This window comes from Bradyrhizobium sp. AZCC 2289 (genome assembly GCF_036924615.1).
In the GTDB taxonomy this organism is placed as follows: Bacteria; Pseudomonadota; Alphaproteobacteria; order Rhizobiales; family Xanthobacteraceae; genus Bradyrhizobium.
The window spans coordinates 6,838,757-6,864,220 of the sequence record NZ_JAZHRY010000001.1 but is presented as its reverse complement, the minus strand read 5'-3'; the positions used below and the strand labels follow the sequence as shown (position 1 = coordinate 6,864,220).

Here is a 25,464-nt window from a genome sequence, read left to right as displayed (position 1 = left end):
AGTTTTCGCGATGATTTATGAACTTCGGGTGTATCAGGCCCTTCCGGGCCAAATGGCGAAGTTGCAGACCAGGTTTAAGGACCTGCTTCCTCCCATCTGGAAAAAGCACGGCATCCACGCCATCGGCTTTTGGACGACTCTTGTCGGGGAATCCAGCAACCAACTGACTTACATACTCCAGTGGGAGTCGCTGGCCGATCTCGAGACGACGTGGGCGGCGTTCATGAACGACCCCGCTTGGCACAAGGTGCGCGACGAGGGCGAACGCGATGGACCGATTGTTGCAAACATCAGCAGTGAAATTCTGATGCCAACCGCCTACTCGGCGTTGAAGTAGATTGGCGCTTTCGCAAAGTCCGCAATTCTGATTGAGCAGAGCAAGACCACGCAACATTGGCAGCATCAACTCAAACGTCTCTCTGGATATCCTCATGTAAGCTGTATTGGTCGCCTAACTCCCCCTTTGCGCGAAAGGTAGTCGTGGCTACCAAGGAAATGGGGATCGATCATTGTGTCGAACGCATCGAAACATCTGCAATTCCGACAATGGCGAACGAGGTGCTTTCGGCGCTCAATCCGCTGACCCGCATCCCAACGCTCCAATTGAATACCGGTGAAGTTCTTTTTGATAGCAGCTTGATCTGTGAGTACCTCAATGAGTTCTCGGACGGCAGGTTACTGCCGGAGCCGGGGCCCGCCCGTAGACGAGTTCTCAAGCTGGAACTCTTTGGCGTAGACATCATGGATCGCGCTGTCGTCTGCCGCCAGGAAACTCTCCGGCCAGAAAGCCATCGCTGGAGCGGATGGGTGGATGCTCAGTTTGATCGGATCGGCATGATCCTTGACACTCTCGACGCCAACGTACCGTCTCTCAGTCCTGACCTCGGGACCATCACTGTCGGTTGCGCCCTCGAATATCTTGACTTTCGCTTCCGCGACCGTGCCTGGCGATCGAAACGACCGCGGCTGAGCGCCTGGCACGAGCAATTTGCTTTGCGACCGAGCATGGCAAGCACAAAGCACCCTGAGTAATCAGTTCAATGAGTAGCGGCATGTTCGGTAGGTGTTGTCAAATTGCAGAGGCCGGTCGCCCCGAATCCGTTCACCCTCGGCGGGACGGTCACTTTTGACTGGGAAGGGAGGCATCGCCCTCTGGTGTTTCTCCCAGACTTGCCGGGATCTCTTTCGAGATCCCGGCTCCCTTTTTAGCTCAAACCTGACAATTCTCAGGCAAAGCCCGATGATTTGGTGCCAGCTCCATGGCGGGATTGCCGGCCGCTTTCCTAGACCTCCACAAGCTAAAGGTTGTGCGGAAACAGGCATAACTCCCCGGATATCCGTATCGAAGACTGCTGCCTCACCCCGCCTAGCGGCGTGGCAGCGACTTGAGCAGCGACTTGGCCATCTCCGTGGCCCGATTGATGGCGTTCCGATCGCGATAAACCCTCGAAACGACGAAGCCGCCCTGCACTACCGTTATGAGCATCAGCGCAAGCTCGTTGGCGTCGAGGCGCTTTGCAATTTCGCCGTCGGCTTGAGCTTCGCGCAGAGCTCCTGCAAGGATCTTCTGGAGTTCGCGAAAATAGCGTTCGACCGGCTTCCTCAACGAGGCCTCTGCAATGGACGATTCGCAGGCAAATCTGCCCATCCTGCAACCTTTGAGGCCGTCGCGAGAAACGTCGAGATAGCGGATAACGCGATCCAAAGCAGAACCGTCCGTTCCCACGGTCTCGCGCGCGAGCTCGCACATTTCATCAGACACCTCACCGAAAGCCACAGACGCCAGGTCCATCTTTCCCTTGAAGTGGTGATAGAGGCTGCCTTGCCCCGCACCGCTTTCTTTCAGCAAGTCTCGCGGGCTTACGGCCTCGTAGCCACGCTCCCACATCAACTTCTTGGCTGCCTTAACGAGCTCGCCCTTGGCCTTCATGACACCCTCATGATCGCGTCGAATCAACCGAACGTGATTAGATTTTGTAACTACTAGTATGTACAGACAACCGTCATTAACGGGTATCAGCCATGTTTTCCCCATGCGCGCGTCCATGATCGCGGCACTGTCATGACAGGGACTACGTCTCCGTTTCACGCCGGCGAGCAAACGATCCAAAGTCTCGCCGGTGTGCGCGATCGCATCGAGCGCAAAGGGCGCGCCGTTATTCGGGACTACATGCCGGAGCAGCATCGGGCCTTCTTCGCGGCACTACCGTTCATGGTCGTGGGATTGGCGGACGAGAACGGCTATCCTTGGGCCACCACCTTGTCTGGCCCACCAGGGTTCCTGAATTCGGCGGAACAGAATCTACTTACCATCAAGGCATGGCTCGATCCGGGCGATCCTTTGCGTTCGTGTATTCGGGATGGGGCCCCAATCGGCGGCCTGGGAATCGAATTGTCAACGCGTCGCCGAAACCGGGTCAACGGTCGCATCGAAAATTGCATTGTCGGTGAAGGTTTCGCGATGAGGGTTCAGCAGAGCTTTGGAAACTGCCCGAAATACATTCAGGCACGCAGCGAGCGGCCGCGGATTCGTTCGAGGCCCGTGCCTGAATTCCGAATTGCTCCTCATCTAGGCGATAGCGAGGTCAGCCTTATTGCCGGATCCGACACGTTCTTTGTCGCATCCCGATCGGCGCAACTCGACCAGGAGGAGGCCTCGCAAGGTCTCGACGTCTCCCACCGTGGCGGACGTCCCGGCTTCGTGCGGGTGGTTTCACCCAACGAACTTTGCTTTCCGGATTTCAGCGGCAACCTGCTCTTTAACACGCTCGGGAATCTGGAAGTTGACCCGCGCGCCGGACTTCTGTTCATCGACTTCCAAAGCGGCAGGATGCTGCACATCATCGGCAGGGCCAGGATCTGCTGGGACGTGCCGGAGACGATGCGATCCGCTGGAGTCGAACGGCTCATCTTTTTCGACATCCAATGCGTCGTGACCCGCGACCACGCATTTCCGCATTCGTTCGATTTTGTCAGCTACTCGCCACATTTGGGAACGGAGGGCCAGGATTCCAAAATTCCCCAGTAGGAAGACTCTTCACACGAGGCGCCGACTTCGACCAGCGGACCGCATGTCCGTCCTCGCAAACAAAGCAAGGAGATAGCGATGTTAGATCTAACCCGCCGTAATGCCCCGTTGACGGCAGCATGTGCAGGAGCAGCATTCGGCTGGCCGAAGCGACGCGGCGCAAACTGTTCGACCGCGTCGTGGCCGACAAGGCGCTTGTTACCGGCTACCACTTCCCGTTCCCGGCCGTTGGCAAGATCGTAGCGGACGGCGCAGGTTACACCTTCGCGCCTGCTGCGTAATTTAAGACGACGCCTACGGAGGCGACCATCGTCATCCCGTCGATGGCCGCTTTCGACGCAAAATGGTTTTGGATTCTTCAAGGAAAGGTTCATCGAATGCGCTGGTTTTTGATATCTATCGTCGCCGCGGTCGTTGCGATCGGGGTCTACATCGGGTCTGCCATTGTCTCCCTAAACGGTTTGGTCGGGGCGGCGAAGGCTGGCAACGGCGCCGAGATTCTGGCGCGAACCGATGTGCCTCGACTGAAACGTTCTCTGGTCGACCAGATTGTGATTGCATACCTGATCAGGACCGGTCAGAACCGCCCGATTAAGCCAATTGAGCGGTTGCTGGCAAATACCTACGGAGCAACGATTGCGGATGCACTGGTTGCGAAAATGCTCACCGCGGAAAATCTCACCAATATTCTGAAAAACGGATCGCTTGGTGTCGATGGCGACAGTCAATTGATTGCGCTCGCGGGCATCGATACGTCAAAGGTGCTAGAATCGCTTGGTCGCTTGTCCCTTGTAAAGCCGGTCGAGCTGTCAATCCGGCTGGGCGATGAAGACGGTGCTGGAGCTATCAGTATTCACTTCGAAGGAAACGGCTGGAAACTTTCAGGCCTTAATCTTCCAACGAAAGCCGCCGAAGAACTCGCCATGGGTCTACAGGAAACCAGGCCCGGGAAGGGATAAACCCATCGATGGCGATTCGCGTGAATGTTCCTGAACTTCCGCGCGGATCGTCCAGGAGATAGAGCCGGAATTGTTGAGCGGTGGCGAAGCGGCGGGCGGGTCCGGGGACAAGTGCAGCCCGCGGGGGCGACCGAATTTCTTAAACCGGCTGAAGGCAAACGCCAGCCCAGAACCAAGGGACGAAGCAAAGCCGAATCGGTGATCCGGTTCGCCCTCGGGGAGCCACTGCAAACCTTCGGACATCAGTTCGTCTCAGACCACGAACGGCCGCTTCGCGCCACAAGCGGCCGGTCGGGAATTCTGTTTGCTGAGAGCCCGACTGCTCACTCGTTATAAATAACGGTTACGCGCGCCCCGGCTCGAACCCGCGCGCGATCGCAAGGAGTGATTGCGATGGACGTGACCTACCATGTCGCGACGACGGCGTAGCCGCTAGCGAAGCGGTGAGTGCCCGAGCGCCATACGGCCGTCACGCGCGCGGAGGCGCTCTCGCGCAAGCCCAGCGCGTTGAGCCGCAACGGGGATCCGGCGACCGGCGTGATCCGGAAATTCGGTGACGTGCGCTGTGAGGCCCGACTACCCATCGAGCGAATGCTCGAGGAAGAAACGCAGCATTTCCCTCGTCGCGTCCGGCCCTCGCGGATCGGTGTAGGAGCCGGCGGGACTGCCGCCCGACCACGCGTGGCCGGCGCCGTGAATGTTCCAGTGTTCGGAGATCGCCCGCCCGCCCGAGTCGGTGAGGATGGTGCGGGTATAGGCATGGCCGTCGGGTACGCGGCCAAGAAGCACCTTCGTTGTCGGACTCGTCGCCTTGGCGGACTGCTCGAGAATCCGGTCGCCGTTGTTCGGATGCACCGTGGTGTCGCGATCACCATGGAAAACGATGGTCGGCACAGGAGAGCCGGCCTTCCGAATTGCCTCACCGTTCCCCTGCCGCATCGCGACGAATGCGGAGGGAAGGTCGCTGGCGGCACCGCAGGCGAGGCCGGAATGTATGCCGACAGATGCGTACAGGTCGGCATACGTCGCGCCCATGATGGCGGCGGCAGCCCCGCCGGCCGACAAGCCCGCGACGTAGACGCGCTTCGGATCGATCGCAAGGTCCCGCATGATCTGGCGGGTGATGCCGGCGATCAGCGAGGGTTCGCCCCCACCGCGGCGCTGGTCGCCCGTGCGAAACCAGTTCCAGCATTTCGCCTGGTTGGCTCCGCTCGGCTGTTCGGGATAGGCCACGAAGCAATTCTGCTCTTCCGCCAGGAAGTTCATCCGGGTGCCGGCGGCGAAATCGTCGGGCGACTGGGTGCAGCCATGAAGCATGACCACCAGGGGAAGCGGTTGTCCCTGACAGCGGCTTGGGATGAATAGCTTGTAGGTCCGGCTTCCCGCCGCGTTGCTGAAGGTGCCTTCGATGAACCTTGTGCCCTCGGGCACGATATCCGACGTCGACGGCGGAGCCCGCTTGATCTTACCTCGCAGGCCGAGCCCGGATAACTCTCTCATGCCGTCGAGCGGCGCGGGACGTTTGCGTCTTTGAGCGGAGGCCGCCTGCGGGGGCCGCCGACCTTCGCTCTCCTCGACGACATTAGCCTTTGCGTCAATGGTTGGCGGCTCGAGTCTCGCGAAAGCGGTGCGGGCAGTGCTGCCGGACGTCGGTCCTGGGACCCACTCGCCGCGGAGCATGCGCTGCAGGAGCGCGGTGGCCTCGACCAATTGGCCTGCACGCGTGAGACGGGTTGCTTCACGGACTGTGGTTTGATTCAGCATCGTTTCACCTCATCCTGTCGGCGAGAGCGGCCTTGACCGCGGGAGTGGCATGCAAGGCCCCCAGTACCGAGACCGAGGCGATGGTGGCGCGGGCCAACTCGGGAGTGACGTCCTGGGTGATGGTCGCCAGGCCGAGCACGTTGATGTGCAGCATCTCGCCGGCGCGCTGCGCCGCTTCGAGATCTTCGCGGCTATAATTTCGCAGCCCGAGGTCCAGGCTCTTCCGGGCCGTGGATTGCCTGACGACGTCTGCGTGGCGTTCGAGCTGGTTCCGGATCGCCGTCCGGATGAAATCCGTCCGGTTCGAATAGAACCCTTCCTGCACCATGAGATCGACGTGACCGAGGTCGACATAGCCAAGATTGACCGTGATCTTCTCTGTGTCGGGGGTCCGGGGTCGCAGTTCGCGCACATTATCGGCCATCAAAGCATCCATTTTGCCATCCAGCGGGATGGTATACGGATGTCAGATGGATGTTCCGGTGCAACTTTCAAGGGGTGGCAGGAATGGGAATCGCGGCCAATACGCGAAGGTCGCGGCTATCCGTACTAAAGAATGGTTCACTTCCGTGATGGGCCAGCTCTCCCCGGCCGGTATCACGCGCATCTTTCCGCCGCCGCCGATCAGCGCGTGAGAGCTGACCTCGTCGTCGGTGGGCACGACCGACAGTTCGGTTTCTGGTTTCCAGCCGAGGGTGAGGTCGAGGTCGCCCGGGAAGATCTGCCACCGCGAGCCGTCATCCAGTTCGACGATGTGGCTCTCGGAATGGGACCGATCCTCATGGCGCGTTTCGCGTCGGGCTGGCTCAATGGCGTCGTCCGATCGGCTACTTCTGCCCGGACGGGGCCTGCGCGTTCGAGTCGTTGGGATTGGGCTTGTTGGCCTCGTGATGGCCGACCACACAGCCCGCTGCAGCGCCGAGCTTACCGTGGCCAGCCATGTGGCCAGCAACGCCGCCGACGATGGCGCCCTTGATGCATCCCTTGGCCTCCGCCGGCGAGAAGGAGGTGAGTGCCAGCAGGCAAACGGAGGTGAAAATTGATTTCATGGCTGTTCTCCGAAATCAGGGATGTCCGGCGGGTCAAGTCGTTGGAGGAGGGCCAGTTCCGTCTCGCAACGATTTTGCTAAGTTGGCTACGATGCCCGAGCGTTCGCCTCGACCTTGCGGACACTGGGATGCGATCGACTTAGGCGCCGGCGGCGGCGTCCTCAATTACGAGATCGCCCCGCTCCCCGAGCCTGTCTACTTATTTCTTATCAGTCACGGATGCTGCTTGCGTATGAACGGCCGCTTTGCGCCAGTAGCAGACCTTGGGTCTTGATCCGCTCAGTTGATGGCAAGGGCCGCACTCTCCCCCTCAGTTGCGTGTTGATGCGTTGAGATCGAGTAGCTTTCGCGCTTGAGCTCACTCCAGAGCTCGACCAGGATCTTCGCCGACAAGTGCGCCACATTCTGCTTCACCTCGGCGACGTCGGCTTTTAGTTCGGTCTACGCGCCGCGATCAAGGCTATGCACCTGCGTTGCACTGTCAGGGCCGCCCGTCCCGATTGGCAATGACAGTACCGTGGCCCGCCACAAATTCTACGGGCTCTCAACCCTGTATGGTTATGCTCGCGCCTTCCTCTTCGCCAACCAATCCCGTAAAAGGCCTTCAACGGTCCCGGACACCTTCGTCCCATCTTCGATCGCCGCGATTTTGGCGGCTTTGATCAGGTCTTCGTCAATGATGACCATTAGCGGCCTTTTCCCGACTGGTGCCCTGGGGCCGCTCCTGCCCTTCGCCACCTTCGCTGAACTCCTTTTCACCATCCAACCCTCCCGATTCGAGCATTAACCATAATGCGATTCGATGGGCAGACAGGCAACAATGGAGCGGCACTTGCGCACGCGTGCGCAGTATATATAGTGCGCGCGTTAGCCATCCGTAACTCAATTCACACTTCAACGAGAGAAAGAGCGAGAGACCATGACGCTGTTTTCTGCCAACGACTCCGTGCAGCCCGCCTGCACCACTAACGTCCACCGCCCGATGGGCGATATCGCCGGCCTGCGCGAGGTCCACGACGATGCCGGCCGCCTCACGGTGTCGGCCTTCCCGGTTGCGATGGTGAAGGAGCTGTCGCCGGCGCGTGCTTCGGTTCCGGCCTGCTATGTCCTCGCCAACCACGCCATGGTCCGGATCGGGGAGACCGGGAATGCCCTCCGCAGGCTGTCCACCCACGCCGCCGATCCCACCATGGCTTTCGCCCGTGAGATCTATGTGATCTCGGGCTATCAGCGGGCGTGGTTCGACAAGACGGCTGCGATCTACCTGCAGTACCGCCTGACGGATATTGCCGAACAGGCAGGTCTGGTCGACGTGATCAAGGGCGTGAACCCGCAGGTGCTGGAGTTGCCCAGCCACAAGCGGGCCTCCCTCGACCACTTCGTCGAACATGGCGAAAGGTTGTTGTTCGATGCCGGCTGCCGCGCGTTCCGTTCGAATTTCGCGAGTCAGCGCGGGACGGTGATCGAGACCGAGACCATCATCAGCCCGGACGAAGACGGGCCGATGGAGATCGGGGTGAGCGCGACGCCTTCCATCGGCAGCGAACTCGAGCTCGCTTATGTGGACCTCTGGGCGCGGGGTTACCCGGCGCAGAATGGTTTCGTGGTGATGGCGGGCTCGGAAATCCGCACCGCGGTGAACCCGAGCGTCAACCCGATCCTGCACACCCGCCGCGCGGAGCTCGCGGCCGCGCAGGCCCTGACGCCGATCCCCGGTGTTCAGGACCGGCAGCGCCTGCGCGTGGCGGTCTGGTTCCCGTCGGCCGCTATTGCGGCGAAGACGGTGACCGGCGCCCACGTCGACAGCAGCAAGTGGCAGGCGCCGCGCTACCCGCAGCCGATGTTGATCGCGGTCTAGGGAGCAGAAAATGTCCAAATCAACGAAGGTGCCGGAGCGCAAGCTCCGGCAGGAAGGTGACAATGTCGTCGAGACGGGGCACGGCGGCAACGGTGGGCCGTCGCCAGCTGACAATTCGTCGGATATCGTCAGCCGCATCCCGGACCTGACGCTCCCCGAACCGGCGACCCGCCCCTGGCCGTTCAACCGGGAGGACGCCTCGCCGCTTGCCTGGTGGCGGACGCTGCTGTCGGGCGCGTTCGGGGATGCCGAGCGCCTGCTCCTGCTGACGACGCTCGAACAGATCGACGTGCTCCACGGCGGTGACGACTTCGCGGCCGCGCTCAAGGGCGACCCGTCGGCCGCCATCGACGTCGCATTCTCCATGATGCCGGTGGAGGAGATGACGCTGAAGGTCGACATCGCCATGACGGCGCTGCTGCGGTGTGTGCTTGAGCGCAATGTCGCGGCGGCGCTGGTGCTGGCGCAGGTCCTCGGCCTGACCGACCTCGGCCATGCCTTCGCGACGGAGCTGGCCGCGTCGTGGCTGGCGTATGGCAAGCGCTACTCGGACAATCCGCGCAAGTTCAGCGAGGCCGAGACCGTGCTGCTGACTGCTTTTCAGGAACGTCACCATTATGGAGATGACGCATGAGGGCCCAAATCTTCTCGGATCTCCACGTGAACGTCTCTCCGATCAAACCCATCACCATCGTCCCCGGCGTCGATGTCGTGATCGTCGCCGGCGACGTCTGTGAAGGGATGCTCCGTGCCTTCGAGCAGTTGCGCCGGATCGTCCCGATGGACATCCCGGTCGTGATGGTGCCCGGGAATCACGAATTTTACCGCAAGTTCATCCCTGACGAACTCGCGGTAGCCTTTGCTAACGCCGGTGCGTTCAACCTCCACTTTTTGAACGACACCGCTGTTGAACTAGGTGGCGTCCGGTTCCTGGGTGCAGCGCTCTGGACCGACTATCGAATTTACGGGGAAGCCAACCAGGCCGCGGTGATGAACGCCTGCGCCAAAACCATGAACGATCATCGCTTGATCGGGTGGCAGAAACAGCCATGGTTGCGGTTTAGGCCGCAAGAGGCGGCGCTTTTGCATCACCAGTCGAAGGCGCTCCTGGCCGAAACCCTCGCAGTGCCGTTCGCCGGATCGACTGTCGTTATCAGCCATCACGCAGTGCATTGGAACTCGATCCATCCGCGATTCCGCAGCGATCCGGTGACCGGAGCGTTCCTTTCGGACCAGTCCGCGCTGATCGAGCGTTACCAGCCGACGCTGTGGGTGCACGGTCACGTTCACAACTCGGCCGATTATCACGTCGGGACGAGTCGGATCGTGTGTAATCCGCACGGGTACGGGTCCGAGAATCCCGACTTTAACGCCGCACTAGTGGTGGAACTCAAAGCATGAGCGCCGATAACTCAGACGATTTCGATCTGCCCGCGGTCCAGCGGGATGCCGTCGTCACTGGCGCGGCGGCTGATTCGGCTGACTGGGACGAGCGCCTTGAAGGTCTGCCCAGGCTGCTGCGTTACGCGATGTTGGTCAACGACAATGCCCGTCATGTCGAACAGCGACTGACCGCCGAGATCGACGAACTTTGTCCCAACTTGCCGCTCAACGCGGCCTGGGCGGCGGCGCCGACGGTGGAGGCGGGCCTTGCAGTGGCCGCCGAACTCGACTGCCGTGCCGTCACGGAGAACGATCCGAAGTTACGCGGCTTTGCCGACTGCGTCCGGCTATTGTGCCTGCCGGTACCGCGCGGCGGCGCCTTCTTCGAGGGTCACCAGCGTGTGGCAAAGGCCTTACTGCTCGCGTTTGAGCATGTCCGTGACGGCGATGAGCGGCTCTGCAGCGACATTGAGCGGCTTGTCTTCGGCTGGGCGGCCCTACCCGCCTGCAGCCACATGGTCCTGAGCCACCAATCGGCCGCGCGAAACGCGGTTCTCATCGGCTCGGGCATGGCCAAGCACAGGATCGCCGCCGTGAAGGCTGCGGCTAGACGGGAAAAAGAAAAAGAGAGACGAGCGCGTGAGGAAGCGGAGAAAGAAGCGGCCCAACCCCTACAACAAGGTTCACCTTCGGCCGAAGTGGTGCCTGCAAATCACCTCGTGGTCGCTCGCCTGAGCCGCGAGGCGATGAAGAACGCCAAACTGAGGGAGATACTCGGCCCGCTCAAGGACATCATCAACCTGCCGTTGCCGCTGGTCGCGGTTCCGCCGCTGAACCAAGTGCGCAACACGCTCCTTTACGAATTTCCCTATGCATCAGATGTGATCGACTTTGTGCTCGCCGACCTCGTTGGTCGTACCACGGTGAAGCTGCGTCCACTAATTTTGGTCGGCGATTTTGGCGGCGGCAAATCTCGGTTTGCACGCCGCCTCGGAGAGGTCCTCGGCTTGAGCGTCTGGTGCGAGGACTGCTCGCGCGCCGACGGTGCAGTATTCGGCGGCACTGACCGACGCTGGTATTCCGCCGAGCCGTGTCATCCTTTCCTCGCGATTGCGCAGGCAAAACAGGCCAGCGTTTTGATCCAGCTTGAGGAATTGGAGAAGGCTGCGGTGCGGAATGACTATGGACGGCTATGGGATTGCCTCCTCGGCTTCCTCGAGCTCGAGACAAGTGCGCGCTACCCCGATCCGGCGCTTCAAACGAACCTCCAATTATCACAAGTGTCTTTCCTGGCAACGGTCAACAGTATCGAGCCTCTGCCCGGTCCGCTCCGCGACCGCTTTCGCGTGATCAAGTTTCCGAAGCCAAGCGCGGACGATCTCGATGCGCTCTTGCCGGCCGTGATCGCGGACCTCGCCCAAGAACGCGGTCTGGACGGAAGCTGGGTGCCGCCTCTCGACGGCACCGAACATGCCGCAGTGGCGCAACACTGGCGCGGCGGCTCGGTGCGCCGCCTCCGCCGCATCGTCGAGGCCATCCTGCGCGAACGCGACCTGCGTGCCACGAGGAACTGACCATGACGCACGATCCCACCGAGAAGCCAAAGCCGACGACACCGAACGGGGTGTCGCGGTTGCCACGGCCAGCACGATTGCCGGGGATAACGCCGCGGCCCAGCCCGAGCGGCACCGGGAAAAGCGATAAGATCACCACCAACAATGACAGGACCGACACCGTGACCGACCCTCAGATCGTCTGCCCGAAGTGCAGCACCGAGATCAAGCTGACCGAATCGCTCGCGGCGCCCATGATCGCTGCAACCCGCAAACAATTCGAAGCGCAGCTCGCGGCCAAGGAGGCCGATTTCAATCGCCGTGAGGCCCACCTCAAGCAAACGCAGGCCGACCTCGCCAAGGCACGCGAAACCATAGATGAACAGGTTGCAGCCAAGTTGCGGACCGAACGCGGCGGTATTGCTGAAACCGAGGCCAAAAAGGCGCGCCTTGCGCTCGCGGACGATCTCGGCCAGCGCGACCGCCAGCTTGCGGATCTGCAGCAGATGCTCGCCACCAACAATGCGAAGCTTGCCGAAGCCCAGCAGGTCCAGGCCGAAATGTTGCGCAAGGAACGGGAACTTGAGGACGCCAAGCGCGAGTTGGATCTCACGGTGGAGAAAAAGGTTCAGGAGAACCTGGTTGCGGTTCGCGACAAGGCAAGGCTCGACGCCGAAGATTCGTTGAAGGCCAAGGTGACTGAAAAGGAGATCCAGATCGCCGGCATGCAGCGCCAGATCGAGGAACTGCGCCGCAAGGCCGACCAAGGCTCGCAGCAGCTACAGGGCGAAGCCCTCGAAGTCGAACTCGAATCCCTGCTCCGCAGCCGCTTTCAGCGTGACTTGATCGAGCCTGTCGCCAAGGGCGAGTTCGGCGGCGACGTGGTACATCGCGTGCTCGGCCCCGGCGGCAAAGCCTGCGGCACGATCCTCTGGGAGTCCAAGCGAACGAAGGCCTGGAACCCAGCTTGGGTCGGCAAGCTGCGCGATGACCAGCGCGCCGCCAAAGCGGAGGTGGGGCTGATCGTCTCAAGTGCTCTGCCCAAGGGCATCGCGGGCTTTGACCTCGTCGAGAACGTTTGGGTCACGGAGCCCCGGTTTGCGATCCCCCTCGCCGTCGCGCTCCGCCAGTCGCTGATCGACATCGCCGCCAGCCGCCAAGCACAGGAAGGCCAGCAGACCAAGATGAAGATGGTGTACGCCTACCTGACCGGCCCGCGTTTCCGCCACCGCATCGACGCCATCGTCGAAAAATTCACCGATATGCAGGCCGATCTCGATCGCGAACGCAAGACCATGACGCGGCTGTGGGCCAAGAGGGAGGAACAGCTTAGGGGCGTGCTCGATTCGACCGCCGGGTTGTACGGGGATCTCCAGGGGATCGCCGGTCGCGCTATGCAGGAGATCGAGAGCCTGGACGTGTTGATGATCGAGGTGAAGGGCGAGGCAGCTGAGTAGGCTTTACCAGTCTGTTGCGCGTCCCTAGATCGAGTAGAGCTCGTCGGTCCGCCAAAAGCCTGTCTCGTATCGATGATCCCGCCAATATGGCCACCGCCCTAAACCAAGGATTGTAGGACTGGTCGACACGCGGTCAAGCTCCCCCGCGCTCGGGCTTATCGCCCGCCGAATGAGCCAGCCAGTCTATTCCGGTCGACTAGCCTTATGTTTCGCTGCCCGTCGATTGACTTCTAGGCTAAGTACCCGAAATTGCGAATTCTAAGTGACCCGTCGGCGCGCGCCTGCTTCCCACAGTCATTACCGCCTTTTAGGAGCACGTCGGCTTGCCCTCGCTAGAGGTTTTTGGTCAAGCAAGACCCAAGATCCAGTCAAGTATCTGAGCTCGGATCCCTCCCCGCGCGCGCACTTCGCAGAACCTGAGCGTGGCGGCTGGATCTCGCATGGCCGCGGTAGCCGCTCGCAGCGGCGCCTCCACCGAACCTTCGGCAGCGACCTTGTTGAAGCTGCCGACCAATACGCTAATGGCCTTCAAGAGCACGCCATTCTCGGCCAACTGAGCGAGACATTGAGCCAGTTCGCCATTCGCTTCGGCAACCTTTGCCATCTGCAATAGACCACCGGATCGGGCCGCTTTGGCAATCAAGGTCATGCCTCCTGGCTCCAAAGATGTGCAATCGACAGTCTCGCGGAGCAGAGGATTCGATACGAGAGCGACTAGGGTACGATAAAATTCACGATCCCCAATGAGAGCCATCGCAACTATCCTGATCGCCTTCAGCGCGGTGCCGTCTTCGACCAGTTGAGCAAGGCACTGAGTAAGTTCACCGTCCGCGGCCGCAACCGAGGCCATCCGCAACAGACCGCCGGTCCGAGCCGCCTTTGCGATCAAAACCGCGCCACCAGCAGAAGAAGTCGCGCAATCGACGATTTCGCGAACCGCCGGATCCGATACGAGCGCGTCGAAAGTATGATGAACTTTTCGATCTTTGATCAGCGTAGCCGCGACCGTCTTCACAGTTTCTTTTAGCGCCGGGTCGTCGATGGGCATCTTCACATTGAAGTAATGGAATCCGCCATTCTCATCGATTTTTCGTTGCTTGCGCTTTCGCCCCGCCTCCGAAGATACGCCATCTTCGGGTTCGGGGGGCTCCTGCTGAAGCCCCGCCAGGTCGTCGACGGAAACATAAGCGACCGTCTCCTTCAATCGCAGGCGAGCGAGCTCCCTCCCCGATGGGCGGCCACGCCGCGAGCCGTTACCGCGCGCAGCACTATCGTTATGAACCTCGTCTTGCGAGGAAGGGTCTTCATGAGCGCGCATCGTCATCCACTGTGACTAGTCCCGTGACCAGTCCGCTCCCTAAGCTTGAGTTACGCAAAGCAGGTCGGATTCCGGTCGTGGCCGGAAACTGCGACATGCGTCGAGCGCTAGTTCATGTGAAAACGATTTGGATGCCTTTTGGCCTATGGGCCCAAGGCTTACATTTTACCAAGCGAGTGGATCCGCCTGGAGGGATTGAGCCGCTCAGAAGAGCCGGCGAACCCTGCATGTCTTCAGCCCGCTACGAATTCCACCGTAGAACAGGCGACCACCCTCAAGAGTGGCCGACGCCAACAAGATGGGCCGCGCAAACGCGCCTATCAAGGCCGATAAATCGGCATGGTTAACGAGTAAATGAAGCGCCTCGCGGTAGCGCCGTCTAACGCCTGATGCAATTCTGCCGCGTAGCATCGAATAGCCCGGCGCAAGCTGCAAGGTTCGCCGAAATCAAACCACCGATTAACCGAGATCGATGATCGGTCGAGTTACTTTTTTATCTTTGCTGCGGCACGCCTTACGGCTTCCTCACTAACCTTGCCGGTCCTTTCCCTCATCGTGCCCAGTGTCGCATTTGGCGAAAACTGAGGAATGGGCCTTGAGAGATTCTTGTTCAGTGTATCGCTACGCTTTTGCTGAATCTCCCCGTCGTTATCACGGTGACGACCATCCAATCCTGGTTCCTTCATGGGCAGTTCTCCCGTTGCAAATCGACCACATCAATTGTCGCGCGTCGACGCTGCAATACACTACACGAGCGCAACAGAATGGCCCTCTTGGGGGCCAAATGAGAACTCCCTCTAAGCGACACCGTACGATTCTTCCCAAATAGCAACCTTGCCCGCAAGCTTTACAAGCTCGGCGAGCGTTGCGACAGCATAGCTTAAATGCAAGGATAGCAGATTCGCAACCCATGCGAGAGTAGCCGCGTGCCTAAACCGAAGTCGGGTACAAAGAAAAAGAAGGCGGCGGGCCGAGCTCCCGCGCGGATCGAAAATCCGAGCTGGCTGCGAGAAGACCCAACAGGCGCCGCACCGAACCCGCCGGTGCGGCCGCGAACCGATGTCCTGCCCTTTACGAGTCTGACATGGGAGGACTTCGAAAGGCTTTGCGTTCGGTTGGCCGAACGCGGTGCGAACGTCGAAGCGGCATGGGCTTACGGAAAGACCGGGCATGCCCAGCACGGCATCGATGTGCTCGTTCGTCTGCCGGATGGCACCTATCATGTTTGGCAAAGCAAGCGTCACACGTCCATATCTAAAGCCAAGATCGACGCTGCCGTTCAATATTTTCTTAGACGCAAATGGGCGCAGCGAGCTACGCGTTTCGTGCTGGCGGTCGCATGTGAGTTTTCATCGCCAGCGGTCATAGATGCGATCGAGGCAGCGCGCGATAAGCTACGAGCCCGGAACATAGATTTTGAGGCTCTCGATGCTTCGCACTTGACGCAGCAACTCAAAGACGAACCCATAGTCGTCGATGATTTTTTCAAGCGGCAATGGGTCGAAGCCATTTGCCTACCCGAAGCTGTCGAGCAGTTGCGGCAGAGGCTTTCCCGGTTTGACGCGGCCGACCTGAAAAACGGACTGCAGAGTTGCTACAACTCTTGGATTTCGACCGTCGATCCTGGTCTCCCGATCGTCGGAGTCGACGCACAAGGTCGGACCCGGGCTACTACTCCGTTGCCCAAGCGCTATGTTCGGCCAGACTTGCTCATTCAATCCTCGGAGACCGGAGATACAGCCCCGCCAGAGAGAGATTTGGCCGCAAATCGCCAACCTTCTCGAAATGCGGAATCTGGCAGTAGAGAACCTGATCACAGAGCTTCTGATGTACGGCCCCCACGCGCGTTCTTGCGCGAGCGGAGGATGGAGCTGGATGAATATCTCGGCTCGCATACGCGCTCCCTCGTGCTCGGGGACGCGGGCTCAGGCAAGAGCACGCTGCTACGCTTCCTGGCGCTTGATATTCTATCTAGTGAACCCGTGCTGAAGGTCACACAGGAGCGCTTTAGGACCTTGATCCCGGTGTGGCTGCCTTTTGCGCTCTGGGTCCGAATGAGTGCCGACCGCCACGCCCCAGCTCCCCTTGAAGATGTTGCCGCCGAGTATGTGCACGCGCAAGGCGGGCCCGAGCTGGCTGAAAACATGCGGCGCGCAGTCCTTGGAAAGCGAATTGTGCTCCTCGTTGACGGTATTGACGAGGCCGCCAATCCGGCTGTAGCGCAAACGCTGCTTGCGGTCCTGACGACGCTCATTGATCAAACCGGGATCTCAGTTGTTGCTACATCCCGTCCACACGGCGCGCGCAGCTTAAACGGGCTCGGCGACGCCTGGGAACGCGCGACGCTTGCGCCATTGTCCGACGATCAACGCCATGCGTTGGCAAACTTGTGGTTTGGCCTCTTGGAGCGCTTCGAGGCGGACAACGCAACAGATGCCCAGATTCGTACTCGCTCGCGACAGAAAGCAAATGCGTTCGTTTCCGCGCTTCAAGGAAATGTTGGCATCAACCGCCTCTCGCAGACACCGTTGTTCTTGCTCGCCTTCATAAATCTACATAGCCGCGGGCAGGACCTGCCGAGAAACCGGTTCGCTGCGAGCAAAGAAATTGTCGATCAATTGATGGAGCATCAACCCAATCGTCGCGCCGTCAGCGCACTCTCAACGGATCCATCTCAAGCCGAACCTCGCCTTCGAAACCGGATCATTTCAGACTTCGCCTTTGCGCTGCAAGCCGGAGATTTGCGCGGCGCGATACCCGACGCAGCGGATGAGGATGACGCAGTTGCTCGTGGCGCGCGTCTTATCCTGCACAGACAGAATTCAGGGAATCAAGACGCAGCCGAGGCTTCCGCGCGAGCGATTTTTTCTTTCACCGAGGAACGGGCGGGGCTGCTGGTGAACAAGGCACCTGGCAACATCGGTTTCCTGCATCTTTCACTACAGGAGTATCTAGCCGCACGACATCTGATGCAGCTTTCGGCCGATGACAAAATCGCATTCGTAAGTGTGAACGCCGGCACGCTTCGGTGGCGGGAACCAATTCTCTATCTTCTCGCGATGACACCGAACGAGGCCGACACCGGACAGCTCATCGAGGCCATCGAAAAGGCTCAACCAAAAGACGTCGCTGAACAAGCCGCCCGCGACACCTTGCTGGCCGACGCGGTGTTCGCGGATTTTTCGCATGACCTGGGCGTTGTCCGGCGTGTAGCGAAGGAGTGTCTAGCCGAGGCAGAATCAACGGCATGGGGAGAACGGCAGAGGCATTTGCTCACGGCCGCGGTTGACGGGCTGTTTTCGGAATCCGTCCGCAGTCTATGTCAGACGAAATTGGCCGAATGGGTGCCAGACCGACATGGGTATGCTCGCGGAGCAGCTATTGATGCGATTGGGGGTTGGGATGTTTCTTCGCGAACCGCGGCCATTCCAGCGCTCCTGCGTTGCCTCCGATCCGAGAACGAACACATCTGGCGAAAAGCCGCGCAGGTCCTGCCGCTGATTGCCGAGCGACGCGTCGATGTCAAAGACCAACTTCTCCGATTGGCCAGGACGGCCCCCTCGGTTCAGACAGCCCAGGCAGCGTTGTTTTCAGTGGGGTTTGGCTGGACGCAAGACGAAGATGTTGGGGAGATCGCCCGAAGACTCCGCGCAAGCAGCCATGACGGTCTATCTCTTGACGCGATCCGGATACGCGCGCATCGCGGCGAAACCGATGCGGAAGACTTAGACTGTTTCTACGCGATTGCGTATGGGAGGGAGCGCTATTCCGACAGCCTCTTTGCCCACGATCTTGCTGAATATTTCGCCCTCCACCACCGGGATGCCTTCGCCAAGAAATTGGAGTCATCAATTGCTGCACAATTGGGTGACGGCCCCTTTCGCATGAAGCCGCTTGTGGGCGCCCTCCTTCTCTGCGACTCCAACAACGCCAGCGCACGAAGGGAGCTCTCACAATTGTTGGACAGGGACTGGATGTTGGCCGATCTTTTTACCCGTGGAAATTTCCCGGTTGATCGCGTGACATGGACACCCGACCTGGTCGCCAAGATCGAGACCCAAATCGCAGACAAAAAGCGCTATGGTGACCATGATCTCTATTGGATCGCGAAAACCCTGCGTCTGCCGTACCTGAAACAGAGGTTCCTGGATGGCCTGCGCCAAGGCGAGCATCTGGGCTTCTGGTACTCGCGTGGCCTCGCCGAAATATGGGGAAGAGATGATCCAGAAGTGCAGGATCTCTTCGCGTCAATGCTCGATGCAGATCCAAAGCATTTATCTGATGTGGCTGAAGAGCTTCCGCTCATCATCGATGATCGCGCAGCATGCCGCGCGACCCTTCTGCGCGGCATGCACGCCGATGTTCCACGCTATGACTTCCTGTTGAAGGGCTGCAAAAATTTAGGTGTTACAGCCGAGGACGAGGAAATGGTGCAGGCCGCCCTTGCTGCCGGGGAGCGAAAAAGAGCTCCTCTCTATAGGGACATGTGGTGTGCCAACATTATCGCGACCTTTCCAGCGCACCCGCGGGTACGCATAATCGCAGAAGATGAACTTTTACGACGTGATGGCTCGCTTGGCGCGGTCGCGTTTGGCTACCCGAACGACCCTGATATGTGCCACCGCGTGCTGAACGTTCTTTGTCCGCTTGATCAAAGCGCTCGCATGACCCTTATTCGTGCGCTCGAGACAGCCGCACCTGCGAACGCTGTAGCTCACGAGCTTTTGCTGAACGGCCGACAGGACACGGACGGCCTGGTTTGCGCGGAAAGCATCATGGGCGGGATTGAGGCAACGATTGCTCGCGGTCCATTACCCGAGCAAGATCTTCGCTGGCTCGTCGATGAACTAGACACGGTCGGTCCAGAATATGAAAAGCGCAGAACAGCAGCAGTGATTGGGCTGTTGTTGACCGGCAATATCGACCATTTTGTCAGCGCAAAAGAGCACAGTGGGAAACCTCTCGATGTCGCAATCAATCCGGACTTAGCTAAAGAGGATATTTATCTACGTCGGTTGTTACCGCGGTGGCCTGAATTGAGCCAAGCGCTTGGTGGCGATGCGGAGATATTAAGCCGCTTCGAGATCACTCCCGAACGAACCTTAAAATCATTGCACGCCGGGACTCCTCAAGCGGATAGACTGTTTGGTCTTTTGATGGACAAGGTTCCGTCCGCCCAACATCTTCACAAGAAGGATTTGATTACCGCTTTGGCGGAATTTGCGCCGCAAGGCCAAAGCATGCGTGAGCTGCTCGAAACCATGCTGCGTGACTCGCTTCATGGACGAACGATCGGCGACATCACCGCCATGCTTCACGGCGGCCAAATCTTCGCGGACTATTTCCACGACGATCGTGCCTTGCGTGCCTTGGCGATCGACGCGTTCAACGCTTATCCTGGCAATGCAATGGCAACGGGCGCGCTGGTCGAGATTCTGCTTCGTGAGAACGACCGCGCTCTTGCGGACTCAGTATTCGAGAGGGTTCGCGACCGGCAGTATGATACCGGGACAAATTTGAAGCTCATGGCCGCGTTCAGTTCAAGCGAGGGCGTGATCGAGACGCTAACGGACTTCCTCGCTGAAGATATTGAACAGCAGAGCTGGGCCATTCCCTATTGGGTCCCAGCACTGGTTCGGCGGATCAAAGCGGATCCCACCTTGCAAACGCACATGCGCGCAGCTCTGGCTCAAGCGAGCGTGGCCTCAATCAAGGTGACGTTCGCCGCGCTCTTGGGACGCGGGATGGGTTCCGCCGACGATCTACGGCAGTACGCGATCGAGGAACTAGACAGACTTAATAAGGATCCGATACCGGTCATCGGCTACGATCTAACGACCAATTCGCATCGGCTGCTGTTTCAGGTGCTGACCGAACTCACGCTTTAGGTGTTTCACGTCATCCGGTACATCATCGCGACGTATTCGTTCAGCGAGGGACCAAACGGCATGTAGGTGGCCGCTTCTGCCAGCCAATCGCCACCACCGCGAGCGATTTTCGACGCATGCGCATAGGGGTGAAACTCAGACAGCAGGCAGTTGTAAGCGGTAACAATGTCGGCCGGCCCGGCATGTTCGGCAGAATAAAAAAGCACACAAGCACCGGCGCTCCTTTGATCTGGACTCCGTTGCTGGAAGGTAGCCGCCATGCCGTTGGGCCGCCCCACCACGTCCCTAGGCCTTGAGGCCATCGCCTCAAAATCGAGCCCCTCAAACATCGACCAGTCGATTTCCTTGGGCAGGTCGAAGCTTGCCAGTTCCCGGCACGGCTTGCGGCGCAAGGCCGAGCGTTCGCGGTAGTTGCTGTGGACGTCATCCGGCTCATCGCCCATCTGCAATCGGGTCTTGCGTTTCCTGGAAGCTTGGCTGAACCAAATGATGGGTGGCCGAGGTTAGCGAGAATCCGAGCTGCCGAATGGCCAAATCGTCTTATCTCATGACCATGCTATGCGTCTCCTCAGGCTCAGCAATCGTATTGCTATCGGCCTCTATCGATTTCGTCTCCGCGTCTGTTTTCTTCGACAAGGCGGCGCTCCTGTCGAATTTACGAGCCGTGGCGCGCACGAGCAGAAGGCGCGCCATGTCAAAACGCCATATTTTCTTTGCCCGCTTAGAACCGTCGCGTCGCTTTCCATAGTGCTCGGCCGCAGTACCATCCGCTGCGTGATTAACGATCACCGCAATCTCCGCACGGGAGAATCCGCTCGCCTTCAGGCACGAAATCGCAAAGTGCCTAAAGGTATACGTGCAAACCCGCTTTATTTTGCACTCCTTGCTGGCCCTTGCGAGGTGCGCGTTGAGATTATCCTGTAGCCCAACCCTTCCCCCGTAGTGAGCTTCCCACTTGCGTGTATCAGCCGTCCATTTGTCGAATTCGGAACCGAGACACACGTTCTTGAAAAGCCGCGACCTCTCAAAGTAAGCGCCGATATCAATTTCGCAGGTGTCCGTCAGGCCGCGGCCGTTGGTATGCTTTTCGGCGCCAGCGCGAAGAAAATGCCTTTCGCGCCGCAGAATAAGCATTTCACCAGGACGCCAACCGAGGCGGGAGGCAAGAATAATATATCCGGCGATCCAATTCGAAAATTCATCGTCTCTTGAGCGAAAATAGCGAACGAGCTCACGAACCTCGCTCACGGGGATCGATTTGCGGGGGTTCGTCTTTTTAATCGTCTTGGCCGCCACTTTTTTCTGATGGGCGACTTGTTTGCCTTTTTTGGAAGTCTTGGTCTTGGTGATCGGGCTGGGCCAGTCGGTTTTCAGACGCCGGAGTAGTAATGCTTCCTCGCTTCGTGGATCGAACGCATCGTACTCCAGCATCTTTCTCAGCTCCTGCTCGAGCGCGCTGGCATAGAGCTCGATGGTGTGGCCAGCCCACCGGGCGTGCCCGTTCAGGAACCAATGGACGGTTTGCAGGAGCGGCGACCATGGCGCCTCGTTAGGGTTCTCACGCTGATACTGTGCGACCAGCCTGCTGGTCTCACGTTCGTAGGCAGCGATGGCCTCAGCAGTTCTCTGGTTGCTCGGGCTGGGCCGGTCGGTTTTTAGGCGCCGAAGTAGCAACGCTTCCTCGCTGCGTGGATCGAAAGCGTCGTATTCCAACATCCGTCCCACCTCCTGCTCGAGCGCGTTGGCATAGAGCCGGATGGTGTTGCCAGCCCACCGGGCGTGCCCGTTCAGGAACCAATGGACGGTTTGTAGGAGCGGCGACCATGGCGCGTCGTTAGGGTTCTCACGCTGACACTGGGCGACCAGCCTGCTGGTTTCGCGTTCGTAGGCAACGATGGTGTCGGCACTTCTCTGGCTGCTGGCAAGCACGTCCTGTCCTCCCGGAGTAGCGGTCGCGCCGGCAAGAGAGAAGCGATTCGCGAGAGTGGTTGACGCTTTCCGAATTCCGAAGATCATGGTGAGGCGGGCACCTGAGCCCGCGTCAGTAGCGAAAGGAGACCAAGATGCCCCCAATCCAGGGCTATGAAGCGTCGGTCGAGGCCGCCAAGAGGGTTCTCGAGGCGGCAGAAAGCGCTTTGCCGCGCGACATTGCACAGGCCGTTGCGAATGCGGGCTGGGCAGCGTTTCTGCGCGACAGGCATGACGTGCAGGCGCTGGTCGATCACATCGCCGAGACGGCCCAGCAGCGTGACTTCGTTAGCAAGCTGCATGCTGCCGCCGACAAGGCAAGGCAACAGCAGCCCCAGCGGGGCAGGCCGCCGAAGTCGAACCAGGAGACGGCGCAGAACGTCTCCGGTCATACCGATGTAGGCGCAAACGGCAGCGCCGCTACGATCTAATGTTTCTATAACGTTAGAAAATCCGATCGGCCCTGGCGGCCATTGCTGAGGGGTTCGCGCGGATGTATCATTGATACATTCCCTCGTGTGAACAGCGATCGGTCAAGACTAGGAATTACAATAGTTTACCGGGAATGTGGTAGCGAGAGAGGGACTCGAACCCCCGACCCCAGGATTATGATTCCCGTGCTCTAACCAGCTGAGCTACCTCGCCACGGTTCACCGGCGCGGCCAACTATACCGCATTCGCGAACGCGCGGCATATAAGGAGTGGCTCAAGGACCTGTCAAGCAAAGCCGACCGTCCAGCCAAGTGTCTGCAAAACGGAGTTATTTCGGCCGGATCGTGGGGTCGCCACCGGGGCTGCCGGGGGGCGGGATCACCGGCGTGTTGCCGGCGTCGGGGGTCGGCGCGCGCATCTCGGGGTCGACGCCTGCGGGTGGGCACAGCACACCGTCCGACCGGGCCAGTTTATCGCCCAGCGGTTCGGTCCGCTGGCCGGTCGTGGTTCCTTCCGGCACTGCCGTACCTGGGTGTTGCGGGGCCTGTTGCATCGGCGCGCAATTGGTGGCGCGCGATGGCGACGGCGGGGCGGTCTGGGCTGGCGGTGTCGCCGGCGCAGGCGGGGCCTGGGCTGCCGCCACGCCGGAGGCAGCCATCAGCACACATGAAAGAAGCAGCGCGTGTTTTGTCCTCATGGGGAGAAAACGGCCCGCGCGCGCGGTGGTTCCGGGGAAATTTCAGGATTTGCGGAAGCGGATCAGCGAAAAATGCCCCATCGGCGGCATCGGCCGACGCTCGGCCAGGCTGACGCCGCCATGTTTGGCGGCCCACTCGGTCAACCGCGCCCAGGGAAATTCCGGCCGCCAGCCGAGCCGCCGCGCCAGCGGCGCGAACGCCAGCTCGAAGACACGGCGCGGCCCGCTTTCGGCGCCGATGTGATTGACCAGGATCAGTTCGCCGCCGGGTTTCAGCACACGGATGAAATCATCCAGCGTCGCTTCCGGATCCGGCACCGCCGTGATGACATATTGCGCCACCACCGCGTCGAAAAACGAATCCGGAAACGCCAGATTCTTGGCGTCCATCACCGCCAGCGTTTCGACATTGGTCAGGCCGAGCGCACGCACGCGCTGCTGCGCCCGGCGCAGCATCGGTTCGGAAATATCGACGCCGCATAATTTCGTGCTGCGCGAATAATCCGACAGCGACAATCCCGTGCCGACGCCGACGTCGAGGATTCTGCCGCCGATCTTGTCGGCCTCCGCAATGGTCGATTGGCGGCCGGCGTCGAACACCTTGCCGAAGACGAGGTCGTAGACCGGCGCCCAGCGCCCATAAGCCTTTTCGACCCCCTCGCGGTCGATGTCCCCAGCCATTCCCTGCCCCGAACTTTTTTTATCCACGCACGGCTTCAGCGAGCGGAGGTGGCGCGATGGCTTCCCGCGCCCCCCTCGGCGCCGCGTTTTTCGCGGTTGCGCTCTTGATGAATCCGCCGCCGAGCACGCGCGCCTGCCCCGAAGGCGCGTCGTAAAACACGCAGGCCTGGCCCGGCGATACGCCCTCTTCGCCGGCGACGAGTTCGACCTCAAAGCCGCCCTCCACCGCGCGCAACCAGGCCGGCTGCGGCGCCCGCGTCGAGCGCACCCGCACGAACATCTCGATGCCGTCGCCGATCACGTGCTCCAGCGCGCCATCGCCGATCCAGTTGATGTCGCGCAGCGCGATGCGGTCCATCCGCAGGGCCTCGCGCGGCCCCACCACGACGCGGCGGCTGGCGGCATCGAGCCGCACCACGTAAAGGGGCGCGCTGGCCGCGATGCCCAATCCCTTACGCTGGCCCACGGTGAAATGAACGATGCCCTGGTGCCGGCCGATGACGCGGCCGTCGAGGTCGACGATGTCCCCGGGCTCGATCGCGCCAGGCTTCAAGCGGCCGATGATGTCGGTGTAGCGCCCGGTCGGCACGAAGCAGATATCCTGGCTATCCTGCTTGTCGGCGACCTCGAGATCGAAACGTCGCGCCAGCTCGCGCGCCTGCGGCTTGGTCATGTCGCCGAGCGGAAAGCGCAGATAGTCGAGTTGCTCGCGCGTGGTCGCGAACAGGAAGTAGCTCTGGTCGCGATCGGAATCGGCGGCGCAAACCAGCGCGCGCGATCCATCGCCGAGGCGGCGCGATGCGACATAATGGCCGGTCGCCAGCGCCTTGGCGCCAAGCTCGCGCGCGGTCGCCAGCAGATCGCGAAACTTGATCGACCGATTGCACTCGATGCAGGGCACCGGCGTCTCGCCGAGCGCGTAGCTGTCGGCGAAATTGTCGATCACCGATTCCTGGAAACGGCTCTCATAGTCGAGCACGTAATGCGGAATGCCGATCCGCTCGGCGACATTGCGGGCATCGTGGATGTCGCGGCCGGCGCAGCAGGCGCCCTTGCGATGGGTGGCCGCGCCATGGTCGTAAAGCTGCAGCGTGATCCCGACCACGTCGTAGCCCTCGGCCTTCAGCAAGGCAGCCGTCACCGAGGAGTCGACGCCGCCGGACATGGCGACCACGATCCGTGTGTCCTCTGGGCGGCCTTCAAGATCCAGACTGTTCAGCATGACAGGGGTCATCGACTTAAATCGCGAGCCAACGTCTCGCGGAAAGAGTGAAAAAGCCTTTTACATATAAGGCCTTATGGCATCTTTCGGCCTTCTTGGGCCGGATCGGAAGCCGCTCTTTAATATAGGCCGTATTCCCGGGAGGCAATCAGCCGAACCGGTTTTGGCACGCCGGAGACGGCAAATCTTGCCGCCGGGCAGAAAAGG

At 60.2% G+C, this 25,464-nt stretch carries 23 protein-coding genes and 1 tRNA gene; 12 read left to right on the top strand and 12 right to left on the bottom strand.

The window, feature by feature from the left end:
• The first annotated feature begins 10 nt into the window (after nt 1–10).
• Together V1289_RS32630 and V1289_RS32625 are read left to right on the top strand one after the other, a co-directional pair.
• Complete coding sequence (locus tag V1289_RS32630) at nt 11–337, top strand: NIPSNAP family protein (RefSeq protein ID WP_334402170.1); 327 nt, start codon at nt 11–13, stop codon at nt 335–337.
• 56 nt (nt 338–393) lie between these two features.
• Nucleotides 394–1,032, top strand: a complete 639-nt coding sequence (locus tag V1289_RS32625; protein WP_334402168.1) for a glutathione S-transferase family protein — start codon at nt 394–396, stop codon at nt 1,030–1,032.
• A gap of 334 nt (nt 1,033–1,366) precedes the next feature.
• Here the strand turns inward: V1289_RS32625 and V1289_RS32620 are convergent, their stop codons facing one another.
• On the bottom strand, nt 1,367–1,930 hold the full coding sequence (locus V1289_RS32620; RefSeq protein ID WP_334402166.1) for a TetR/AcrR family transcriptional regulator: 564 nt from the start codon (nt 1,928–1,930) through the stop codon (nt 1,367–1,369).
• Nucleotides 1,931–2,062: 132 nt separating this feature from the next.
• Between V1289_RS32620 and V1289_RS32615 the strand changes: the two genes are divergently transcribed.
• The 3 genes from V1289_RS32615 (at nt 2,063) to V1289_RS32605 (ending at nt 3,987) form a co-directional block, all read left to right on the top strand.
• Nucleotides 2,063–3,028 (top strand): pyridoxamine 5'-phosphate oxidase family protein, encoded by a 966-nt coding sequence (locus V1289_RS32615; protein WP_334402164.1) that lies wholly within the window; start codon nt 2,063–2,065, stop codon nt 3,026–3,028.
• 119 nt (nt 3,029–3,147) lie between these two features.
• Nucleotides 3,148–3,309, top strand: coding sequence for a hypothetical protein (locus V1289_RS32610; protein ID WP_334402163.1), 162 nt, complete (start codon nt 3,148–3,150; stop codon nt 3,307–3,309).
• 96 nt (nt 3,310–3,405) lie between these two features.
• Nucleotides 3,406–3,987 (top strand): DUF2939 domain-containing protein, encoded by a 582-nt coding sequence (locus V1289_RS32605; RefSeq protein ID WP_334402162.1) that lies wholly within the window; start codon nt 3,406–3,408, stop codon nt 3,985–3,987.
• Between the two features lie 576 nt (nt 3,988–4,563).
• On the opposite strand, the gene V1289_RS32600 is transcribed toward V1289_RS32605, so the two are convergent.
• From V1289_RS32600 to V1289_RS32590, 3 genes are all read right to left on the bottom strand, one after another.
• A complete protein-coding gene (locus V1289_RS32600; protein ID WP_334402160.1) occupies nt 4,564–5,751 on the bottom strand; it encodes an extracellular catalytic domain type 1 short-chain-length polyhydroxyalkanoate depolymerase in 1,188 nt (395 codons plus the stop codon).
• 4 nt (nt 5,752–5,755) lie between these two features.
• Nucleotides 5,756–6,175, bottom strand: a complete 420-nt coding sequence (locus V1289_RS32595; protein ID WP_334407769.1) for a CopG family transcriptional regulator — start codon at nt 6,173–6,175, stop codon at nt 5,756–5,758.
• Between the two features lie 403 nt (nt 6,176–6,578).
• Nucleotides 6,579–6,800 (bottom strand): hypothetical protein, encoded by a 222-nt coding sequence (locus V1289_RS32590; RefSeq protein ID WP_334402158.1) that lies wholly within the window; start codon nt 6,798–6,800, stop codon nt 6,579–6,581.
• A gap of 919 nt (nt 6,801–7,719) precedes the next feature.
• Here V1289_RS32590 and V1289_RS32585 point away from each other — a divergent pair.
• The 5 genes from V1289_RS32585 to V1289_RS32565 all read left to right on the top strand — a co-directional run bounded on the left by V1289_RS32585 (nt 7,720) and on the right by V1289_RS32565 (nt 13,051).
• Complete coding sequence (locus V1289_RS32585; RefSeq protein WP_334402156.1) at nt 7,720–8,658, top strand: hypothetical protein; 939 nt, start codon at nt 7,720–7,722, stop codon at nt 8,656–8,658.
• Nucleotides 8,659–8,668: 10 nt separating this feature from the next.
• Nucleotides 8,669–9,292 (top strand): hypothetical protein, encoded by a 624-nt coding sequence (locus V1289_RS32580; RefSeq protein WP_334402154.1) that lies wholly within the window; start codon nt 8,669–8,671, stop codon nt 9,290–9,292.
• On the top strand, nt 9,289–10,059 hold the full coding sequence (locus tag V1289_RS32575) for a metallophosphoesterase (RefSeq protein ID WP_334402152.1): 771 nt from the start codon (nt 9,289–9,291) through the stop codon (nt 10,057–10,059). The genes V1289_RS32580 and V1289_RS32575 overlap by 4 nt, the downstream gene beginning before the upstream one ends.
• Complete coding sequence (locus V1289_RS32570) at nt 10,056–11,615, top strand: ATPase (RefSeq protein ID WP_334402149.1); 1,560 nt, start codon at nt 10,056–10,058, stop codon at nt 11,613–11,615. The genes V1289_RS32575 and V1289_RS32570 overlap by 4 nt, the downstream gene beginning before the upstream one ends.
• A 161-nt stretch (nt 11,616–11,776) precedes the next feature.
• On the top strand, nt 11,777–13,051 hold the full coding sequence (locus V1289_RS32565) for a DUF2130 domain-containing protein (RefSeq protein ID WP_334407767.1): 1,275 nt from the start codon (nt 11,777–11,779) through the stop codon (nt 13,049–13,051).
• Between the two features lie 346 nt (nt 13,052–13,397).
• Here V1289_RS32565 and V1289_RS32560 read toward each other — a convergent pair whose 3' ends face one another.
• Together V1289_RS32560 and V1289_RS32555 are read right to left on the bottom strand one after the other, a co-directional pair.
• Nucleotides 13,398–14,255: a hypothetical protein gene (locus V1289_RS32560; protein ID WP_334402147.1), complete on the bottom strand. Its 858-nt coding sequence runs from the start codon at nt 14,253–14,255 to the stop codon at nt 13,398–13,400.
• Between the two features lie 599 nt (nt 14,256–14,854).
• Nucleotides 14,855–15,055 carry a hypothetical protein gene (locus V1289_RS32555; RefSeq protein WP_334402145.1) on the bottom strand — a complete coding sequence of 67 codons (201 nt, stop codon included), beginning with the start codon at nt 15,053–15,055 and terminating at the stop codon, nt 14,855–14,857.
• Between the two features lie 240 nt (nt 15,056–15,295).
• On the opposite strand from V1289_RS32555, the gene V1289_RS32550 reads away from it, so the two are divergent.
• On the top strand, nt 15,296–20,257 hold the full coding sequence (locus tag V1289_RS32550; protein WP_334402143.1) for an NACHT domain-containing protein: 4,962 nt from the start codon (nt 15,296–15,298) through the stop codon (nt 20,255–20,257).
• 5 nt (nt 20,258–20,262) lie between these two features.
• Here V1289_RS32550 and V1289_RS32545 read toward each other — a convergent pair whose 3' ends face one another.
• Together V1289_RS32545 and V1289_RS32540 are read right to left on the bottom strand one after the other, a co-directional pair.
• Nucleotides 20,263–20,706, bottom strand: a complete 444-nt coding sequence (locus V1289_RS32545; protein ID WP_334402141.1) for a hypothetical protein — start codon at nt 20,704–20,706, stop codon at nt 20,263–20,265.
• A gap of 91 nt (nt 20,707–20,797) precedes the next feature.
• Entirely contained in the window at nt 20,798–22,273 is a 1,476-nt protein-coding gene (locus V1289_RS32540; RefSeq protein WP_334402139.1) for a hypothetical protein, read from the bottom strand.
• Nucleotides 22,274–22,320: 47 nt separating this feature from the next.
• Here V1289_RS32540 and V1289_RS32535 point away from each other — a divergent pair, with 47 nt between their 5' ends.
• Nucleotides 22,321–22,656, top strand: coding sequence for a DNA-binding protein (locus tag V1289_RS32535; protein ID WP_334402137.1), 336 nt, complete (start codon nt 22,321–22,323; stop codon nt 22,654–22,656).
• Nucleotides 22,657–22,793: 137 nt separating this feature from the next.
• Here V1289_RS32535 and V1289_RS32530 read toward each other — a convergent pair.
• From V1289_RS32530 to mnmA, 4 genes are all read right to left on the bottom strand, one after another.
• A tRNA-Met gene (locus V1289_RS32530) sits at nt 22,794–22,870 on the bottom strand.
• 115 nt (nt 22,871–22,985) lie between these two features.
• The gene (locus V1289_RS32525) at nt 22,986–23,354 is read right to left on the bottom strand and encodes a hypothetical protein (protein ID WP_334402135.1); all 369 of its coding nucleotides are present in this window, start codon (nt 23,352–23,354) and stop codon (nt 22,986–22,988) included.
• Between the two features lie 42 nt (nt 23,355–23,396).
• Nucleotides 23,397–24,035: a class I SAM-dependent methyltransferase gene (locus tag V1289_RS32520; protein WP_334402133.1), complete on the bottom strand. Its 639-nt coding sequence runs from the start codon at nt 24,033–24,035 to the stop codon at nt 23,397–23,399.
• Between the two features lie 19 nt (nt 24,036–24,054).
• Nucleotides 24,055–25,269 (bottom strand): tRNA 2-thiouridine(34) synthase MnmA, encoded by a 1,215-nt coding sequence (gene mnmA / locus V1289_RS32515; RefSeq protein WP_334402131.1) that lies wholly within the window; start codon nt 25,267–25,269, stop codon nt 24,055–24,057.
• Nucleotides 25,270–25,464 lie beyond the last annotated feature (195 nt).

Bases quoted from the DNA above. Each gene is read 5' to 3' on its own strand.
- V1289_RS32630 (WP_334402170.1), top strand. From the start codon at position 11: ATGATTTATGAACTTCGGGTGTATCAGGCCCTTCCGGGCCAAATGGCG.
- V1289_RS32620 (WP_334402166.1), bottom strand. From the start codon at position 1,930: ATGAAGGCCAAGGGCGAGCTCGTTAAGGCAGCCAAGAAGTTGATGTGG.
- V1289_RS32615 (WP_334402164.1), top strand. From the start codon at position 2,063: ATGACAGGGACTACGTCTCCGTTTCACGCCGGCGAGCAAACGATCCAA.
- V1289_RS32610 (WP_334402163.1), top strand. From the start codon at position 3,148: ATGTGCAGGAGCAGCATTCGGCTGGCCGAAGCGACGCGGCGCAAACTG.
- V1289_RS32605 (WP_334402162.1), top strand. From the start codon at position 3,406: ATGCGCTGGTTTTTGATATCTATCGTCGCCGCGGTCGTTGCGATCGGG.
- V1289_RS32600 (WP_334402160.1), bottom strand. From the start codon at position 5,751: ATGCTGAATCAAACCACAGTCCGTGAAGCAACCCGTCTCACGCGTGCA.
- V1289_RS32595 (WP_334407769.1), bottom strand. From the start codon at position 6,175: ATGGCCGATAATGTGCGCGAACTGCGACCCCGGACCCCCGACACAGAG.
- V1289_RS32590 (WP_334402158.1), bottom strand. From the start codon at position 6,800: ATGAAATCAATTTTCACCTCCGTTTGCCTGCTGGCACTCACCTCCTTC.
- V1289_RS32585 (WP_334402156.1), top strand. From the start codon at position 7,720: ATGACGCTGTTTTCTGCCAACGACTCCGTGCAGCCCGCCTGCACCACT.
- V1289_RS32580 (WP_334402154.1), top strand. From the start codon at position 8,669: ATGTCCAAATCAACGAAGGTGCCGGAGCGCAAGCTCCGGCAGGAAGGT.
- V1289_RS32575 (WP_334402152.1), top strand. From the start codon at position 9,289: ATGAGGGCCCAAATCTTCTCGGATCTCCACGTGAACGTCTCTCCGATC.
- V1289_RS32570 (WP_334402149.1), top strand. From the start codon at position 10,056: ATGAGCGCCGATAACTCAGACGATTTCGATCTGCCCGCGGTCCAGCGG.
- V1289_RS32555 (WP_334402145.1), bottom strand. From the start codon at position 15,055: ATGAAGGAACCAGGATTGGATGGTCGTCACCGTGATAACGACGGGGAG.
- V1289_RS32540 (WP_334402139.1), bottom strand. From the start codon at position 22,273: ATGATCTTCGGAATTCGGAAAGCGTCAACCACTCTCGCGAATCGCTTC.
- V1289_RS32535 (WP_334402137.1), top strand. From the start codon at position 22,321: ATGCCCCCAATCCAGGGCTATGAAGCGTCGGTCGAGGCCGCCAAGAGG.
- V1289_RS32525 (WP_334402135.1), bottom strand. From the start codon at position 23,354: ATGAGGACAAAACACGCGCTGCTTCTTTCATGTGTGCTGATGGCTGCC.
- V1289_RS32520 (WP_334402133.1), bottom strand. From the start codon at position 24,035: ATGGCTGGGGACATCGACCGCGAGGGGGTCGAAAAGGCTTATGGGCGC.
- mnmA (WP_334402131.1), bottom strand. From the start codon at position 25,269: ATGACCCCTGTCATGCTGAACAGTCTGGATCTTGAAGGCCGCCCAGAG.